General features: G+C 64.2%; 19 protein-coding genes. 9 read left to right on the top strand and 10 right to left on the bottom strand.

Annotation, left to right across the window (positions count from 1 at the left end):
• Positions 1-3: 3 nt before the first annotated feature.
• The 8 genes from APH34_RS08930 to nrdR form a co-directional block, all read right to left on the bottom strand.
• Entirely contained in the window at positions 4-507 is a 504-nt protein-coding gene (locus APH34_RS08930) for a phosphatidylglycerophosphatase A (protein WP_054900816.1), read from the bottom strand.
• Complete coding sequence (gene thiL / locus APH34_RS08925) at positions 504-1,463, bottom strand: thiamine-phosphate kinase (RefSeq protein ID WP_054900815.1); 960 nt, start codon at positions 1,461-1,463, stop codon at positions 504-506. Before thiL ends, APH34_RS08930 begins: the two co-directional genes overlap by 4 nt.
• Before the next feature lie 18 nt (positions 1,464-1,481).
• Complete coding sequence (gene nusB / locus APH34_RS08920) at positions 1,482-1,982, bottom strand: transcription antitermination factor NusB (protein WP_054900814.1); 501 nt, start codon at positions 1,980-1,982, stop codon at positions 1,482-1,484.
• The gene (gene ribE / locus APH34_RS08915; RefSeq protein ID WP_008092356.1) at positions 1,979-2,455 is read right to left on the bottom strand and encodes a 6,7-dimethyl-8-ribityllumazine synthase; all 477 of its coding nucleotides are present in this window, start codon (positions 2,453-2,455) and stop codon (positions 1,979-1,981) included. The genes nusB and ribE overlap by 4 nt, the downstream gene beginning before the upstream one ends.
• Positions 2,456-2,546: 91 nt before the next feature.
• A complete protein-coding gene (gene ribBA, locus APH34_RS08910) occupies positions 2,547-3,638 on the bottom strand; it encodes a bifunctional 3,4-dihydroxy-2-butanone-4-phosphate synthase/GTP cyclohydrolase II (RefSeq protein WP_054900813.1) in 1,092 nt (363 codons plus the stop codon).
• An 18-nt stretch (positions 3,639-3,656) separates the two neighbouring features.
• Positions 3,657-4,322 carry a riboflavin synthase gene (locus APH34_RS08905; protein ID WP_003255399.1) on the bottom strand — a complete coding sequence of 222 codons (666 nt, stop codon included), beginning with the start codon at positions 4,320-4,322 and terminating at the stop codon, positions 3,657-3,659.
• Positions 4,323-4,364: 42 nt separating this feature from the next.
• Positions 4,365-5,495 carry a bifunctional diaminohydroxyphosphoribosylaminopyrimidine deaminase/5-amino-6-(5-phosphoribosylamino)uracil reductase RibD gene (gene ribD, locus APH34_RS08900; protein WP_054900812.1) on the bottom strand — a complete coding sequence of 377 codons (1,131 nt, stop codon included), beginning with the start codon at positions 5,493-5,495 and terminating at the stop codon, positions 4,365-4,367.
• Between the two features lie 2 nt (positions 5,496-5,497).
• Positions 5,498-5,962 carry a transcriptional regulator NrdR gene (gene nrdR, locus APH34_RS08895; RefSeq protein WP_016393425.1) on the bottom strand — a complete coding sequence of 155 codons (465 nt, stop codon included), beginning with the start codon at positions 5,960-5,962 and terminating at the stop codon, positions 5,498-5,500.
• Between the two features lie 106 nt (positions 5,963-6,068).
• On the opposite strand from nrdR, the gene APH34_RS08890 reads away from it, so the two are divergent.
• The 3 genes from APH34_RS08890 to trxA are packed head-to-tail and all read left to right on the top strand — an operon-like array spanning position 6,069 to position 8,085.
• On the top strand, positions 6,069-6,521 hold the full coding sequence (locus tag APH34_RS08890; RefSeq protein ID WP_054900811.1) for a YbaY family lipoprotein: 453 nt from the start codon (positions 6,069-6,071) through the stop codon (positions 6,519-6,521).
• Entirely contained in the window at positions 6,522-7,181 is a 660-nt protein-coding gene (locus APH34_RS08885) for a methyltransferase (RefSeq protein ID WP_054900810.1), read from the top strand.
• 31 nt (positions 7,182-7,212) lie between these two features.
• The gene (gene trxA, locus APH34_RS08880) at positions 7,213-8,085 is read left to right on the top strand and encodes a thioredoxin (protein ID WP_054900809.1); all 873 of its coding nucleotides are present in this window, start codon (positions 7,213-7,215) and stop codon (positions 8,083-8,085) included.
• Positions 8,086-8,139: 54 nt separating this feature from the next.
• Here trxA and APH34_RS08875 read toward each other — a convergent pair whose 3' ends face one another.
• Complete coding sequence (locus APH34_RS08875; RefSeq protein WP_054900808.1) at positions 8,140-8,484, bottom strand: hypothetical protein; 345 nt, start codon at positions 8,482-8,484, stop codon at positions 8,140-8,142.
• Between the two features lie 133 nt (positions 8,485-8,617).
• On the opposite strand from APH34_RS08875, the gene APH34_RS08870 reads away from it, so the two are divergent.
• From APH34_RS08870 to APH34_RS08850, 5 genes are all read left to right on the top strand, one after another.
• Positions 8,618-9,187: a DUF2796 domain-containing protein gene (locus APH34_RS08870; protein WP_054900807.1), complete on the top strand. Its 570-nt coding sequence runs from the start codon at positions 8,618-8,620 to the stop codon at positions 9,185-9,187.
• Complete coding sequence (locus tag APH34_RS08865) at positions 9,188-9,898, top strand: ATP-binding cassette domain-containing protein (protein ID WP_054900806.1); 711 nt, start codon at positions 9,188-9,190, stop codon at positions 9,896-9,898.
• Entirely contained in the window at positions 9,898-11,163 is a 1,266-nt protein-coding gene (locus tag APH34_RS08860) for an FtsX-like permease family protein (protein WP_054900805.1), read from the top strand. Before APH34_RS08865 ends, APH34_RS08860 begins: the two co-directional genes overlap by 1 nt.
• A gap of 123 nt (positions 11,164-11,286) precedes the next feature.
• The gene (locus APH34_RS08855) at positions 11,287-11,781 is read left to right on the top strand and encodes a DUF3299 domain-containing protein (protein WP_220462587.1); all 495 of its coding nucleotides are present in this window, start codon (positions 11,287-11,289) and stop codon (positions 11,779-11,781) included.
• A 109-nt stretch (positions 11,782-11,890) separates the two neighbouring features.
• Complete coding sequence (locus APH34_RS08850) at positions 11,891-12,574, top strand: OmpW family protein (RefSeq protein WP_054900804.1); 684 nt, start codon at positions 11,891-11,893, stop codon at positions 12,572-12,574.
• Here APH34_RS08850 and APH34_RS08845 read toward each other — a convergent pair.
• Positions 12,562-13,755: an MFS transporter gene (locus tag APH34_RS08845; protein ID WP_054900803.1), complete on the bottom strand. Its 1,194-nt coding sequence runs from the start codon at positions 13,753-13,755 to the stop codon at positions 12,562-12,564. The two genes, APH34_RS08850 and APH34_RS08845, sit on opposite strands and share 13 nt — an antisense overlap.
• A 102-nt stretch (positions 13,756-13,857) precedes the next feature.
• Here APH34_RS08845 and APH34_RS08840 point away from each other — a divergent pair, with 102 nt between their 5' ends.
• Complete coding sequence (locus tag APH34_RS08840; RefSeq protein ID WP_054900802.1) at positions 13,858-14,301, top strand: helix-turn-helix domain-containing protein; 444 nt, start codon at positions 13,858-13,860, stop codon at positions 14,299-14,301.
• The last annotated feature ends 12 nt before the right edge of the window (positions 14,302-14,313 follow it).

Here is a 14,313-nt window from a genome sequence, read left to right as displayed (position 1 = left end):
GTTTCAGCCAACCGCCCATACCAGAACCTGCATGCCCAGCCAGGCGAACACGCCTGCCAGGATATCGTCGAGCATGATGCCGACCCCGCCGTGCACGTGGCGGTCGATCCAGCGAATCGGCCACGGCTTGAGGATGTCGAAGAAGCGGAACATCAGGAACCCCGCCAGGATCCACTGCCACCCGTCCGGCACCAGCCACAGGGTGATCCACATGCCGACCATCTCGTCCCAGACAATGCCTTCATGGTCATGCACACGCAAGTCATCGGCCACTTTGCCGCACAACCAGAAGCCGAACAGCATGGTTATGCCCAACAGCAGCCAGTAGCCCCAGTCGGGCAACATCTGCCACAGCGGGATGAACGGGATCGCCACCAACGAACCCCACGTACCGGGGGCCTTGGGTAGGGTGCCAGAGCCGAAGCCGAAGGCGATGAAGTGCCACGGATTGCGCCAGACCGAAGGCGGAACGAACTCCGCAGGCACCTGTTTGGGGTGGTCGGTCACGGTGTCTCCCTAAAGTGTTGATAACCCCGCTGTACGGGGGTGATGTCCTGGCCCTGGGGGTCAAGCAGGGTCACCCCCTGCCCTTCGAGCACACAACCGATGACATGCACATCGGCGTTAGCCAGGGTTGAAAGCGCCTCGGGCGGCAGGGTAAAGACCAGCACGTAATCATCGCCACCGGTGAGCGCCGCCTGCAGTGCCGCGTCCAGCCCGAGGAAAGCCACTAGAGCAGGAGACACTGGCACCTGCGCCAGGTTCACCTGCAGCGCGACCCCGGACCGTTTGGCGATATGCCCGCAGTCAGCGAGCAGGCCATCGGAGATGTCCATCGCGGCCGTGGCCCGGCCGCGCAGGCGTTGGCCAAGGGCGAGCTGCGGCATCGGCGACCAGTAGCGGGCCAGGAGCGGCTCGGCCTGCTCGGCGGGCGCGTTGCGCTCCCCCAATACCAGGGGCAACGCACCCGCCGCCTTGCCCAGATCGCCCCCGACACACAACAGGTCCCCAGGCCTGGCACCGCTGCGGCGCAAGGCCTGGCCGGCCGGCACGCTGCCGAACACAGTGACGGTGAGGCTCAGCGGGCCACGGGTCGTGTCACCGCCGATAAGGCTCATGCGGCATCGCTGAGCCATGTGGCTGAGGCCGTCAGCGAAGGCCTTGAGCCAGTCAGCGCCGACATCGGGGAGGGTCAGGGCGAGGGTGAAACCGATGGCCTGGGCGCCCATGGCTGCCAGGTCGCTGGCCGCCACGGCCAACGCACGCTGGCCAAGCAGGTACGGGTCGCAGACCGCCGGGAAGTGCACGCCAACGACCAGGGTGTCGGTAGACACCGCCAACTGCTCGCCAGCAGGCAGGTCCAGCAGCGCGCAGTCGTCACCGATCCCCAGGGCCACGCCTTCACCGCTCTGCGCACAGGGCGCGGCGGCGAAGTAATGGTTGATCAGCTCGAACTCACCCATGGCTCGGAAGCGCCAGGATCAGCGCTTGTTCGCCTTGACTTCTGCTTCGCGCAGCGAAGGTGCGAGCTTGTCCAGCACGCCGTTGACGAACTTGTGGCCGTCAGTGGCGCCAAAGACCTTGGCCAGTTCGACGCCTTCGTTGATCACTACGCGGTACGGTACGTCGACGCGCTTGATGAACTCCCAGGTGGACAGGCGCAGCACGGCCAGTTCGACCGGGTCGAGCTCTTCCAGGGCGATGTCCATGCACGGCTTGAGCGCGTTGTCGATGTCCGCCTTGATTGCCGGGACCCCATGCAGGATCTCGCGGAAATAGGCACCGTCGACATCGGTAAAATCGTTATCGACCCGAAATTGCGCTTCGATCTCGTTCAGCGAATGCTGAGCCATGTGCCATTGATACAGGGCCTGGGTCGCGAGCTTGCGGGCTTCGCGGCGCTTGGCGCTCTTCGATGGCTTGCCGGCATCCGCAGGTTTTGGATCGCGCGGGTTGAAACGATCGCTTTCGTCGCTAATCACTTGGCCTCCAACTGCGCCAGCAGGCTGACCATTTCCAGTGCGGACAGGGCAGCTTCAGCACCTTTGTTACCGGCCTTGGTGCCGGAACGCTCGATGGCTTGCTCGATGGAATCGACGGTCAGGACGCCAAAGGCAACCGGAACACCGAACTCCATGGACACCTGGGCCAGGCCCTTGGTGCATTCGCCCGCCACGTACTCGAAGTGCGGGGTACCGCCACGGATCACTGCGCCCAGGGCGATGATCGCGTCATATTCGCCTTGCTGGGCAACCTTCTGGGCCACCAGCGGGATTTCGAACGCACCCGGGGCACGGATGATGGTGATGTCGCTTTCGCTGACACCGTGGCGTACCAGGGCATCAACGGCACCGCTTACCAGGCTTTCGACGACGAAGCTGTTGAAGCGGCCAACCACCAAAGCATAGCGACCTTTGGGGGCGATGAAGGTACCTTCGATGGTCTTCAGGGTCATTCCGATGTTCTCATCTTCAAGAGCGAGGCCGCGCACTGGCGGCCTCGGGAGGGTTTGGACTCGAGCGTGAGGGCGCAAGCGCCGCCTCAAGTCACTCGGAGGGCACGTATTCTACAACTTCCAGATCGAATCCGGATATCGCATTGAACTTCATCGGCGAACTCATCAGGCGCATCTTGCGCACGCCGAGGTCACGCAGGATCTGCGAACCGGCACCCACGGTGCTGTAGGTGGTAGGGACCTTGGTCGGTGCATCGCCGGCGCTTTCGCGGATATGCGCCAGCAGCACATCGCCGTCCAGCGGATGGCCCAGCAGCAAGACCACGCCGCTGCCAGCATCGGCCACGGCGCTCATCGCGTTGCGCAGGCTCCAGCGGCCCGGCTGCTTGACCATCAGCAGGTCGCGCAGCGGGTCCATGTTGTGCACCCGTACCAGGGTAGGCTCTTCGGCGCAGATCTTGCCCAGGGTCAGGGCCATGTGCACATCGCCTTCCACCGCATCGCGGTAGGTGACCAGGTTGAACTGGCCCAGCTCGCTGTCCAGCGGCTGTTCGGAGACCCGCTGCACGGTACGCTCGTGAATCATGCGGTAGTGGATCAGGTCGGCGATGGTGCCAATTTTCAGGCCGTGTTCGGCAGCGAACACTTCCAGCTCGGCGCGCCGCGACATGGTGCCGTCGTCGTTCATCACTTCGCAGATCACGCCGCTGGGTTCGAAGCCGGCCATGCGGGCCAGGTCACACGCCGCCTCGGTGTGGCCGGCGCGGGCCAGGGTGCCGCCAGGCTGAGCCATCAGGGGGAAGATGTGGCCCGGGCTGACGATGTCCTCGGCCTTGGCATCCTTGGCAGCGGCGGCCTGCACGGTACGTGCACGGTCGGCAGCGGAAATGCCGGTAGTAACGCCTTCGGCGGCTTCGATCGACACGGTGAACTTGGTGCCGAAGCCCGAACCGTTGCGCGGTGCCATCAGGGGCAACTTGAGCGTTTCGCAGCGCTCGCGGGTCATCGGCATGCAGATCAAGCCGCGGGCGTGCTTGGCCATGAAGTTGATGTGCTCGGGCAGGCAGCACTCGGCCGCCATGATGATATCGCCTTCGTTTTCGCGGTCTTCGTCATCCATCAGGATGACCATTTTGCCCTGGCGGATGTCTTCGACCAGTTCTTCGATGCTGTTGAGCGCCACGCGGCACCCCCTTCTCAATCAGGATTTCAAGAAGCCGTTGGCGGCCAGGAAGCTTTCGGTAATGCCACTGCCCTTGCTCGGTTCGGCAGCCTTGTCGCCCAGCAGCAAGCGCTCCAGGTAACGGGCCAGCAGGTCGACCTCAAGGTTCACCCGACGCCCTGCGCGGTAGTCGGCCATGATGGTTTCGGACAGGGTGTGCGGGACAATGGTCAGCTCGAATTCGGCGCCATTGACCTCATTGACCGTCAGGCTGGTGCCGTCGACGGTGATCGAACCCTTGTGGGCGATGTACTTGGCCAGCTCCTTGGGTGCGCGCACGCGGAACTGGATGGCGCGGGCGTTATCGCTGCGCGAGATGATTTCACCAACACCGTCGACGTGGCCGCTGACCAGATGGCCGCCCAGGCGGGTGGTCGGGGTCAGGGCCTTTTCCAGGTTGACCTTGCTGCCGCTCTTGAGGTCGATGAAGGCGGTGCGCTTGAGGGTTTCGACGCTGACGTCAGCCCAGAAGCCATCGCCAGGCAGCTCGACGGCAGTCAGGCATACGCCGTTGACGGCAATGCTGTCGCCCAGCTTGACGTCACCGAGGTCGAGCTTGCCGGTCTCGACGTAGACGCGCACGTCCCCGCCCTTGGGCGTCAGGCTGCGGATGGTGCCGATGGATTCGATGATGCCGGTGAACATGGGGTCTTCCTCAAAAACGGATTGCGCGGGGCAAGCTCGGGATTATACGCCGGGCGCCGGCAGAGGGACGGCCGTGACCCGCCAGTCATCGCCCACTGCACGCATTTCGGTGATTTTCAGCCGCGGCGCTTCGCTCATCTTCGCCAATGGCCAATCCAGCAATGGGCGAGCCTGGGAGCCAAGGAAGGTACCGGCGACGAACAACTGGTACTCATCGACCAGGCCTAGTCGGGCAAAGGCGCCCACCAGGCCGGCGCCGGCCTCCAGCAGGATCTCGTTGATGCCGCGGGCCGCCAGCGCTTGCATCAGTGCGGGCAGGTCGACCTGGCCGGCGGTGCCTGGCAGGCTCAATAGCTCATGGCCAGCGGCGCTGTAGCGCGGGTCATCGCCCTGGGCAGTGACCACCAGAGCCGGGCCTGCCTGAAAGAACGGAGCGTCCAGTGGCAGGCGCAGGCGCCCATCGATCAGGATGCGCAGCGGCGTGCGGCTCAGGGCCAGCGCGGTGGTTGCTTCATCCAGGCCCAGCTCTGCCCCGCGCACGGTCATCCGTGCGTTGTCGGCCTGCACGCTGGTGGCGCTGGTCAATACTGCGCTGGCGCGCGCGCGCAGGCGCTGCACCGCCGAACGGGCCGCGGGGCCGGTGATCCACTGGCTCTCACCACTGGCCATGGCAGTGCGCCCGTCCAGGCTCATGGCCAGCTTGGCTCGCACGAATGGCAGACCATGCTCCATGCGTTTGAGAAACCCGGGGTTGAGTGCGCGAGCCTCGGTTTCGAGCACGCCGCTGGCCACGTCGATACCCGCTTCGGCCAGGCGCCGCAGGCCTTGGCCGGCGACTTGCGGGTTGGGGTCCTGCATGGCTGCCACCACACGCGCCACACCGGCGTTGACCAGCGCCTCGGCACACGGTGGAGTACGGCCATGGTGGCTGCACGGCTCCAGGGTTACATAGGCGCAGGCCCCCCGGGCACGCTCACCGGCCTGGCGCAAGGCATGCACCTCGGCGTGGGGCTCACCGGCGCGCACGTGCCAGCCTTCACCGACCACCTCGCCATCGCGGACGATCACACAGCCCACACGGGGGTTCGGGTGGGTGCTGTAGACGCCCTTGCGGGCCAGTTCGAGGGCGCGGGCCATGTAATGGGCGTCAAGAATCGCGGTCTGGCTCGGCATATTCACTCTTTGGCCGGCTCGCGGGCCAGGCGGTCGATTTCTTCGCGGAACTCGTCGAGGTCCTGGAAGCGGCGGTACACCGAAGCGAAACGGATGTAGGCGACTTCATCAAGCTTGCGCAGTTCAGCCATCACCAGCTCACCGACTACCAACGACTTGACCTCGCGTTCACCGGTGGCGCGCAACCGGCTCTTGATGTGGGCAAGCGCCGCTTCCAGGCGCTCGACGCTGACCGGGCGTTTCTCCAGCGCACGCTGCATGCCGGCGCGCAGCTTGTCTTCATCGAACGGCTGGCGGGTGCCGTCCTGCTTGATCAGCCGGGGCAACACCAGTTCGGCGGTTTCGAAGGTGGTGAAACGCTCGCCGCAGGCAACGCATTCACGCCGGCGGCGCACTTGTTCGCCCTCGGCGACCAGGCGCGAGTCGATGACCTTGGTGTCGTTGGCACCGCAAAAGGGACAGTGCATGGTGGCAGGCAACAAAAAAAGGGAGGGCCATGGTAGCGCATCCCACTGGCAAGACAAGCCAAAGGGGTTAACATCCAAGGGAAATCTGCCCGTGAAGGACTACCCCATGCATTATCGAGCGCTTGTCGTGCTGGGCTGCGCTGCCCTGCTCGCTGCCTGTGGCAGCGACCGGCCGAACACCGAGCAAGCCCCGGCGCCCGCGCCCGCCAAGGTGGCGAAAAAGGCCGTACCGCTTGGCCCGCTGCCTGCTTATCAACGTGAACTGAGCGGCACCCTGCTGGAGATTCCGGCAGGTGCCGACGTGGAATTGGCCTTGCTGGTCATCGACGATCGCGGCCGCCCGCAACAGCTACTGGCCAGCAGCACCCTGACCGGCACCGGCCAGGCCCTGCCCTACCAGTTGCGGTTCAACCCCGAGGCCTTCCCGGCTGGTGCCCGGGTCGAACTGCGCGGCCGTGCCAGCCGTTCCGGCCAACTGATCCTGCACCTGCCGCCGCTGCGTATTACCCAGGCCCAGACCCAGGCGACCGGCCCACTGCAATTCGAGAAGGCACCGTAGGTGGCGCCGCTGGCCTTGCAGCAGGCGCTCAGTGGCCTGATCGGTGAGGCGCGCCTGGTCGTCAGCGAGTTGCCGCACTGCGCGCTCAAGCTCTGGCTCATCGACGATCAGAACATGGACCGTGCCTTCAGCAGCGACGAAACCCGGCGCATCCTGGAAGAGCCACCGTACTGGAGTTTTTGCTGGGCCAGCGGCCTGGCCATGGCCCGCTACCTGGCCGCCAACCCCGCCTGGGTCGCCGGCAAGCGGGTGCTCGACTTTGGTGCGGGCTCTGGCATCGCTGGTATCGCCGCCGCCCATGCCGGAGCCGCGGAGGTGGTAGCCTGCGACCTCGACCCGCTGGCCCTGCAGGCATGCCGGGCCAATGCCCTGCTCAACGGGGTCGAACTTGGCTACAGCAGCGATTTTTTCGCCGAGGCAGACCGTTTCGACCTGATCCTGGTCGCCGATGTGCTGTATGACCGCGCCAACCTGCCGCTGCTCGACGCCTTTCTGGGGCGTGGCCGCCAGGCCCTGGTGGCGGACTCGCGGGTACGCGACTTCAGCCATCCGTTGTACCGGCAACTGGGGGTGCTTGAGGCGCTGACCCTGCCCGACCTGGCCGAGCCACACGAATTCCGCCGGGTCAGCCTGTACCACGCCAGCCGCGAGCCTTTATAGTGATGCCATACACGGATTTGCGAGAGTCGCGATGAGCCAGGAAACACCGTTTATCTTCGATGCCACCGATGCCAACTTCCAGCAACTGGTCATCGAAAACTCCTTCCACAAGCCGGTTTTGGTGGACTTCTGGGCCGAATGGTGCGCGCCGTGCAAAGCGCTGATGCCATTGCTGGCGAAAATCGCCGAGGGCTATCAGGGCGAGCTGCTGCTGGCCAAGATCAACTGTGACGTGGAGCAGCAGGTCGTCGCCCAGTTCGGTATCCGCAGCCTGCCGACCGTCGTGCTGTTCAAGGACGGCCAGCCGGTCGACGGCTTTGCCGGCGCCCAACCCGAGTCGGCGATCCGCGCCATGCTGGAGCCGCATGTGCAGTTGCCTGCCGCACCAACCGCGTCGCCGCTGGAGCACGCCAAGGGTTTGTTCGCAGAGAGCCGTTTTGCCGAAGCCGAAGCGCTGCTGCAAGCTCTGCTGGGCGAGGACAACAGCAATGTCGAGGCGCTGATTCTGTACGCCCGCTGCCTGGCCGAGCGTGGCGAACTGGGCGAGGCCCAGGTGGTGCTGGACGCGGTCAAGACCGACGAGCACAAGGCTGCCCTGGCCGGCGCCAAGGCCCAGCTGACCTTCCTGCGCCAGGCTGCCAGCCTGCCGGAGGTCGCCGACCTCAAGAGCCGCCTGGCACAAAACCCGGAAGATGATGAAGCAGCCTACCAGCTGAGCATTCAGCAGCTGGCCCGCCAGCAGTATGAAGCAGCGCTGGAAGGGCTGTTGAACCTGTTCAAGCGTAACCGTGGCTATGAGAACGGGTTGCCGCACAAGGCGATGCTGCAGGTGTTCGAGTTGCTGGGTGGCGATCATCCGTTAGTAGGTGTGTACCGCCGTCGGTTGTCTTCCGCCCTGTTCTGATGCTGTTCCGGCCCTGTCGCCGCCATCCCGGTGACAGGGCCAGCAACGCGCCCTTCAGCCGACCCAGTGATACACCGGCGCATCCGTGCCACTTTCCACCTTCACCTCACTGCTGTGTCGCAACCGCACCAACAGCCGCTTGCCTGCAGCGGTGCTGCCCGCCAGCCCTTCCAGACGGTCCAATAGCTGCGGCCCATTCATCTGGCCCGCCTCGCGCAGCACTTCGCGCGCTGCAGTCCACAGTCCGTCGTCCTGGCGCGGCGCCGCTACCGTAGTGGACGGCGCAGCCTCGGTACCGGCAGACGTTTCGAGCTGCCGCCCCAGCTGGGCCCATTCCGCCGGCTCAAGCTCGATAGTCAGGTCCACCGGCCAGTCACCAATCTGTCCACGAATTCTCACGATGCACTCCCTCACGCCCAGTCAATGTTGCCATGCTACAGCAACATGAAACCTGCGCCAGGCAGGCTGGCGGCAACGAGAAAAGTTGTTATAACATTACCAAATCATCCTCAGCCCGCTCCTGGAGTCCTCCATGCGTCGCCTGCTGCTCGCCCTGCCGTTCGCCCTGCTGCCCGTTGTCGCGGCCTATGCCCATGATGAACATGACCACGCCCACGGTACGCTCGCTGCACACGAGCACGGCGTGGCCAAGCTCAATGCTGTGTTGGACGGCAACACCCTGGAACTGGAACTGGACAGCCCGGCCATGAACCTGGTTGGCTTCGAACACAGCGCCACCAGCGATGCCGACAAGGCCAAGGTCGCTGCGGTGCGCCAACTGCTCGAACAACCGCTGAAGCTGTTCGGCCTGGCGGCGGCCGCTGGTTGCAAGGAAGACGCCCAGGAGCTGCAGAGCCCGCTGTTTGGCGATGCGGCAAAAGCAGATGACGACGGCGATGAACACGAACATGGTCACCAGCACAGTGACATCAACGCTCATTACCAACTGAACTGCTCGGCCCCGGAAAAACTCACCCAGCTTGACCTCACGCCACTGTTCAAGACCTTCCCGGCCACCCAGAAGATCAACGTGCAACTGATCGGCCCAAGTGGGCAGAAGGGCGTGGAAACCTCGCCTGCCAAGGCCGTGGTCACGTTCTGAATGAGCCAGCCGCTAATCGAACTGCATGACCTGGTGTTCGCCTGGCCAGGTCAGCCGCCGCTACTGGACATCCCGGCGTTTCGCCTGGATGCCGGCGAGGCCTTGTTCCTCAAAGGCCCCAGCGGCAGTGGCAAGACCACCCTGCTGGGCCTGCTGGGGGGCGTCAACCTGCCAGGCCAGGGCCGTATCCAGTTGCTCGGCAATGACTTGGGGGCCCTGGGCCAGGGCGCCCGCGACCGCTTCCGCGTCGACCATACCGGCTATATCTTCCAGCAGTTCAACCTGCTGCCGTTCTTGTCGGTACGCGAAAATGTCGAGCTGCCCTGCCGCTTCTCGCATAGCCGCGCAGCGCGTGCCCGCCAACGCCACGGCAGTGTCGACCAGGCGGCCAACGAGCTGCTCGCCCACCTTGGCCTGGGCGACCCTGCGCTGCTCGCCCGCCGCGCCGACAGCCTGTCCATCGGCCAGCAGCAACGCGTGGCTGCCGCCCGTGCGCTGATCGGCCAACCCGAGCTGGTGATCGCTGATGAACCGACCTCGGCGCTGGATGCCGACACCCGTGAGGCTTTTATCCGCCTGTTGTTCGATGAGTGTCGCGCCGCCGGCTCCAGCCTGCTGTTCGTCAGCCATGACCAGAGCCTTGCGCCGCTGTTCGACCGTCATCTGTCCCTGGCCGAGCTCAATCGCACGGCCAAGCCCCGGGAGGCCTGATGTACCTGCTTCGCCTTGCCCTGGCCAGCCTGGCCAATCGCCGTTTCACCGCTTTCCTGACCGCCTTCGCCATCGCCCTATCGGTGTGCCTGCTGCTGGCCGTGGAACGCGTGCGCACCGAAGCCCGTGCCAGTTTTGCCAGCACCATCAGCGGCACCGACCTGATCGTCGGAGCCCGCTCGGGGTCGGTGAACTTGCTGCTGTACTCGGTGTTTCGTATCGGCAATGCCACCAACAACATCCGCTGGGACAGCTTTCAACATTACGCTCAGGACCCCAGGGTGAAGTGGGCGATCCCTATCTCGTTGGGCGACTCGCACCGCGGCTACCGGGTGCTGGGCACCACCGGGGACTACTTCAGCCATTACCAGTACGGGCGCAGGCAGCACCTGGCGCTGAGCCAGGGCCGTGAGTTCGCCGGCGACCCATTCGAAGTGGTGCTGGGCGCCGAGGTGGCCGACGCGCTGCATTACACGCTCGGCGACAAGCTGGTGTTGGCGCACGGCGTCGCTGCCATCAGCCTGGTCAAACACGACGACAAACCGTTCACCGTGGTCGGCGTCCTCAAGCGCACCGGCACACCGGTCGACCGTACCCTGCACATCAGCCTGGCTGGCATGGAGGCTATCCACGTCGATTGGCACAACGGCGTGCCAGCCAGGGGGGCCGCACGCATCAGTGCCGATCAGGCACGCGCCATGGACCTGCAGCCCGCCGCCATTACTGCATTCATGCTCGGCCTGAACAGCAAGATCGCCACGTTCAGCCTGCAGCGCGAGATCAACGAATACCGCAGCGAGCCGTTGCTGGCGATCCTGCCTGGGGTTGCCCTGCAAGAGTTGTGGAGCCTGATGGGTACCGCTGAACAGGCGTTGTTCGTGGTGTCGCTGTTCGTCGTGCTGACCGGTCTGATCGGCATGCTCACCGCGATTCTCACCAGCCTCAACGAACGTCGCCGCGAGATGGCGATCCTGCGCTCAGTTGGCGCTCGGCCTTGGCACATTGCCGGGCTGCTGGTGCTCGAAGCACTGGCACTGGCAGGGGCCGGCATCGCGGCGGGGCTTGGGCTGTTGTATGCCGGGATTGCCCTGGCGCAGGGCTACGTGCAGGCCAACTATGGCCTGTACCTGCCGCTGGCCTGGCCCAGCGAGCATGAATGGACATTGCTGGCTATCATCCTCGGCGCAGCGCTGCTGATGGGTAGCGTACCGGCCTGGCGTGCCTATCGGCAGTCGTTGGCCGATGGCTTGTCGATTCACCTCTGAGAGCCCGTCATGACCGTAGACCTCATCGCCTTCTTCGCGCGCAAGCCTGCCTCCACAGGGGCTTCGGCGCAGCCTGTGGCCACGGGCTCACCCGCGAAGAGGCCAGTGCAACTGGTCCTTCTGATGCTGATTGCACTGGCGTTGCCTTGCTGGGCAGCCGAGCCCCGGGAACTCGACTGGCCTGCCCTGATCCCCGAGGGCGCGCCTATCATTCCACCGCAACTCACGCCCCTGCACGACATGTCGCAGTTGAGCAACGCGCTGTCCGTCGAGTCGGCGCCGCCGGCTCGCCAGCAAGCACCCGACGCCCCGGTGGTGAAAAGCCTGGATGGCCAGCAGATTAAGTTACCCGGCTATATCGTGCCGCTGGAAGTCAGCGAAGAAGGCCGTACCACCGAGTTTCTGCTGGTGCCTTACTACGGCGCCTGCATCCATGTGCCACCACCGCCTTCCAACCAGATCGTGCACATCTTCAGTGAGATGGGCGTACGCGTCGAAGACCTCTACCAGCCCTACTGGATCGAAGGAAAGATGCAGGTCAGAGCCTCCAGCAGCGAACTGGCCGATGCCGGTTACCAGATGGAGGCCGAGAAAATATACGCTTATGAGCTCAAGTGAGAACTGTTTCGAATTCTTGAATACGCTTCTTTGAGCTGGGTCAAACTTTCCGTTTAGACAGCTCCGTACCATTGGACTACTCGATTACTAATGTCCTTTGGGAGCTTCCATGAACAAGTCCTTGCTCGGCGCCTCACTCGTGGCCCTTGCGCTCGCCGCCCCTGCCGCCCACGCCTATCAGGCGGGGGATATGATCCTGCGCGCAGGCGCCATCACCACCGCCCCGAACGAAAACAGCAGCGACCTGAAGTTCGACGGCAACAAGGTGTCGGGCACCAAGGCAACCCTGGACAGCGACACCCAACTGGGCCTGACCTTCGCCTACATGCTCACCGACCACATCGGCCTGGAGCTGCTGGCCGCCACGCCATTCAAACACACCGTAGGCGTCAAGGGCCTGGGCGGCGGCCTGGACGGCAAGCTGGCCGACATCAAGCAACTGCCACCGACGCTGTCCGTGCAGTACTACCCGATGGAACCAAGCTCGCGCTTCCAGCCCTATGCGGGCGTGGGCATCAACTACACCCTGTTCTTCGATGAAGACCTGAGCAGCGCACGCAAGGAACAAGGCTTCAGCAACCTCAAGCTGCAGGACTCGGTCGGCATCGCCGGCCAGCTGGGCATGGACTACATGCTCACCGACAACCTGCTGATCAACGCCTCTGTCTGGTACGTCGACATCGACACCAAGGCCAGCGTCAACGGCCCGACCGCACTGGGCTACAGCAAGACCAAGGTCGACGTGGACGTCGACCCGTGGGTTTACATGGTCGGCCTTGGCTACAAGTTCTGATCGGAACACGGGAGGGCGACCTCGGTCGCCCTCTCTGGTCGTGACAACCGCCAGTAGCCCAACGCTGCCGCACTGATTGCTACGCCCAGTGCGCACACTGCACCCCATCCCCATTGGGCATAGACCCAACTCGCCAGCACCGCTCCCAACCCACTGCCAATCGAATAGCAGCACATGTAGGCGCCGATCAGTCGGCTGGCCATACCCGTACGCCCGGCCAACAGCAGGCTCTGGTTGGTGACGTGGACGGCTTGCACAGCAAAATCCAGCATCAGCACGCCCAACGTGAAAGCCATCAAGGACTGCTCGACGAAGGCGGTAGGCAGCCATGAAAGTGTCAGCAGCGCCAGCGCCATGCCCAGGGTGCGTTCGCCCAGCCCTTGGTCAGCCAACCGGCCGGCGCGTGAAGCGGCTAACGTACCCGCAATGCCTGCCAGGCCGAACAGACCGATTTCGGTGTGGCTCAGCGCCAGCGGCGCAGCGCCCAGCGGCAAGACCATGCTGCTCCATAGCACGCTGAACGCCGCGAATATCAACAGGGCAAACAGGCCGTGCCGCCGCAGCAGGCGGTCTTGGCGATACAGGCTGAACAGCGAGCCGATCAGCGCCAGGTAACCCAAGCGATGCGCTGGGCGGCCGCCGCCTGGCATGGAGTAACAAAGCACCAGGGCCATCAACAGCAACACCCCCGCTGCCACGAAGTAGACGCTGCGCCAACCGGCAAGATCGGCCAGCGCACCGGACACCAGGCGCGCCAGCAGAATGCCCAGCACCACACCGCTGGTAACCGTACCCACCGCCTGCCCCTGGCGGGCGGGTGTGGCAAGGGTCGCGGCATGCGCCACCATCACTTGCACCATCACCGCCATCAGCCCTACCACGGCCAGGGCGGCCAACAGTATCGCCCAGGCCTGCGCAAAGCCTACGCCCACCAGCGCCAGCGCGGCGACCAGCAGTTGGCCGAGCACCAAGCGTTTACGGTCAATCAGGTCGCCCAGCGGCACTATCAGGATCAGCCCCAGTGCATAGCCCGCCTGGGTGGCGCCGACGACCCAGCCTATGCGCGCCTGAGCGATCCCCAGGTCAGTGGCAATTGACTCGAGCAAAGGTTGAGCGAAGTACACCGTGGCAACCGCCATGGCGCAGGTGGCGGCAAGCAGCAAGGTAATCCAGCGTGTCATCAGGCCAGCTCCATTGAATCTGGTTTTTAATCGAAACCACTTACTGGCTATTTAACAAATGTGGTTTTAATCTGCAACCAGAGACTCAGGAAGGCCTGCCCAATGCTTGATGAAGTGAATGCCCAATGCCCTGTAGCGCGTGCCCTGGAGGTGTTGGGTGACCGCTGGGCGATGATGATCCTGCGCGACGCCTTCGATGGCTTGTGCCGCTTCAGCGCGTTTCAGAAAAACCTCGGGTTGGCGAAGAACATCCTCGCTTCGCGGCTGAAACTGCTGGTGGAAAGCGGCTTGCTGCAATTGCAGCCTGCCTCGGATGGCAGTGCGTACAAGGAGTACGTGCTTACCGACAAGGGGCGCTCGGTGTTTCCGATCGTGGTGGGGCTGCGCCAGTGGGGGGAGCGGTTTCAGTTCGAGCCGGGGGAAACGCGCTCAGCGTTACTGGACAGGGCCACAGGGCAAGTGGTCGAGACCTTGCAGGTACGAGCTCAGGATGGGCGGGTGTTGCGGCCAGAAGACTGCCAACGCAAGGTCGTGCGTCAGCGCTGAAGGGTGTAAACC

Origin of the sequence: Pseudomonas sp. NBRC 111131, assembly GCF_001320525.1 — a bacterium.
Taxonomy (GTDB): domain Bacteria; phylum Pseudomonadota; class Gammaproteobacteria; order Pseudomonadales; family Pseudomonadaceae; genus Aquipseudomonas; species Aquipseudomonas ceruminis.
This window is presented reverse-complemented; position numbering and strand designations above follow the sequence as displayed.

Bases quoted from the DNA above. Each gene is read 5' to 3' on its own strand.
- thiL (WP_054900815.1), bottom strand. From the start codon at position 1,463: ATGGGTGAGTTCGAGCTGATCAACCATTACTTCGCCGCCGCGCCCTGT.
- ribE (WP_008092356.1), bottom strand. From the start codon at position 2,455: ATGACCCTGAAGACCATCGAAGGTACCTTCATCGCCCCCAAAGGTCGC.
- APH34_RS08905 (WP_003255399.1), bottom strand. From the start codon at position 4,322: ATGTTCACCGGCATCATCGAATCCATCGGCACCATCCGCAGCCTGACG.
- ribD (WP_054900812.1), bottom strand. From the start codon at position 5,495: ATGCCGAGCCAGACCGCGATTCTTGACGCCCATTACATGGCCCGCGCC.
- nrdR (WP_016393425.1), bottom strand. From the start codon at position 5,962: ATGCACTGTCCCTTTTGCGGTGCCAACGACACCAAGGTCATCGACTCG.
- APH34_RS08890 (WP_054900811.1), top strand. From the start codon at position 6,069: ATGCATTATCGAGCGCTTGTCGTGCTGGGCTGCGCTGCCCTGCTCGCT.
- trxA (WP_054900809.1), top strand. From the start codon at position 7,213: ATGAGCCAGGAAACACCGTTTATCTTCGATGCCACCGATGCCAACTTC.
- APH34_RS08870 (WP_054900807.1), top strand. From the start codon at position 8,618: ATGCGTCGCCTGCTGCTCGCCCTGCCGTTCGCCCTGCTGCCCGTTGTC.
- APH34_RS08865 (WP_054900806.1), top strand. From the start codon at position 9,188: ATGAGCCAGCCGCTAATCGAACTGCATGACCTGGTGTTCGCCTGGCCA.
- APH34_RS08860 (WP_054900805.1), top strand. From the start codon at position 9,898: ATGTACCTGCTTCGCCTTGCCCTGGCCAGCCTGGCCAATCGCCGTTTC.
- APH34_RS08855 (WP_220462587.1), top strand. From the start codon at position 11,287: ATGCTGATTGCACTGGCGTTGCCTTGCTGGGCAGCCGAGCCCCGGGAA.
- APH34_RS08850 (WP_054900804.1), top strand. From the start codon at position 11,891: ATGAACAAGTCCTTGCTCGGCGCCTCACTCGTGGCCCTTGCGCTCGCC.
- APH34_RS08845 (WP_054900803.1), bottom strand. From the start codon at position 13,755: ATGACACGCTGGATTACCTTGCTGCTTGCCGCCACCTGCGCCATGGCG.
- APH34_RS08840 (WP_054900802.1), top strand. From the start codon at position 13,858: ATGCTTGATGAAGTGAATGCCCAATGCCCTGTAGCGCGTGCCCTGGAG.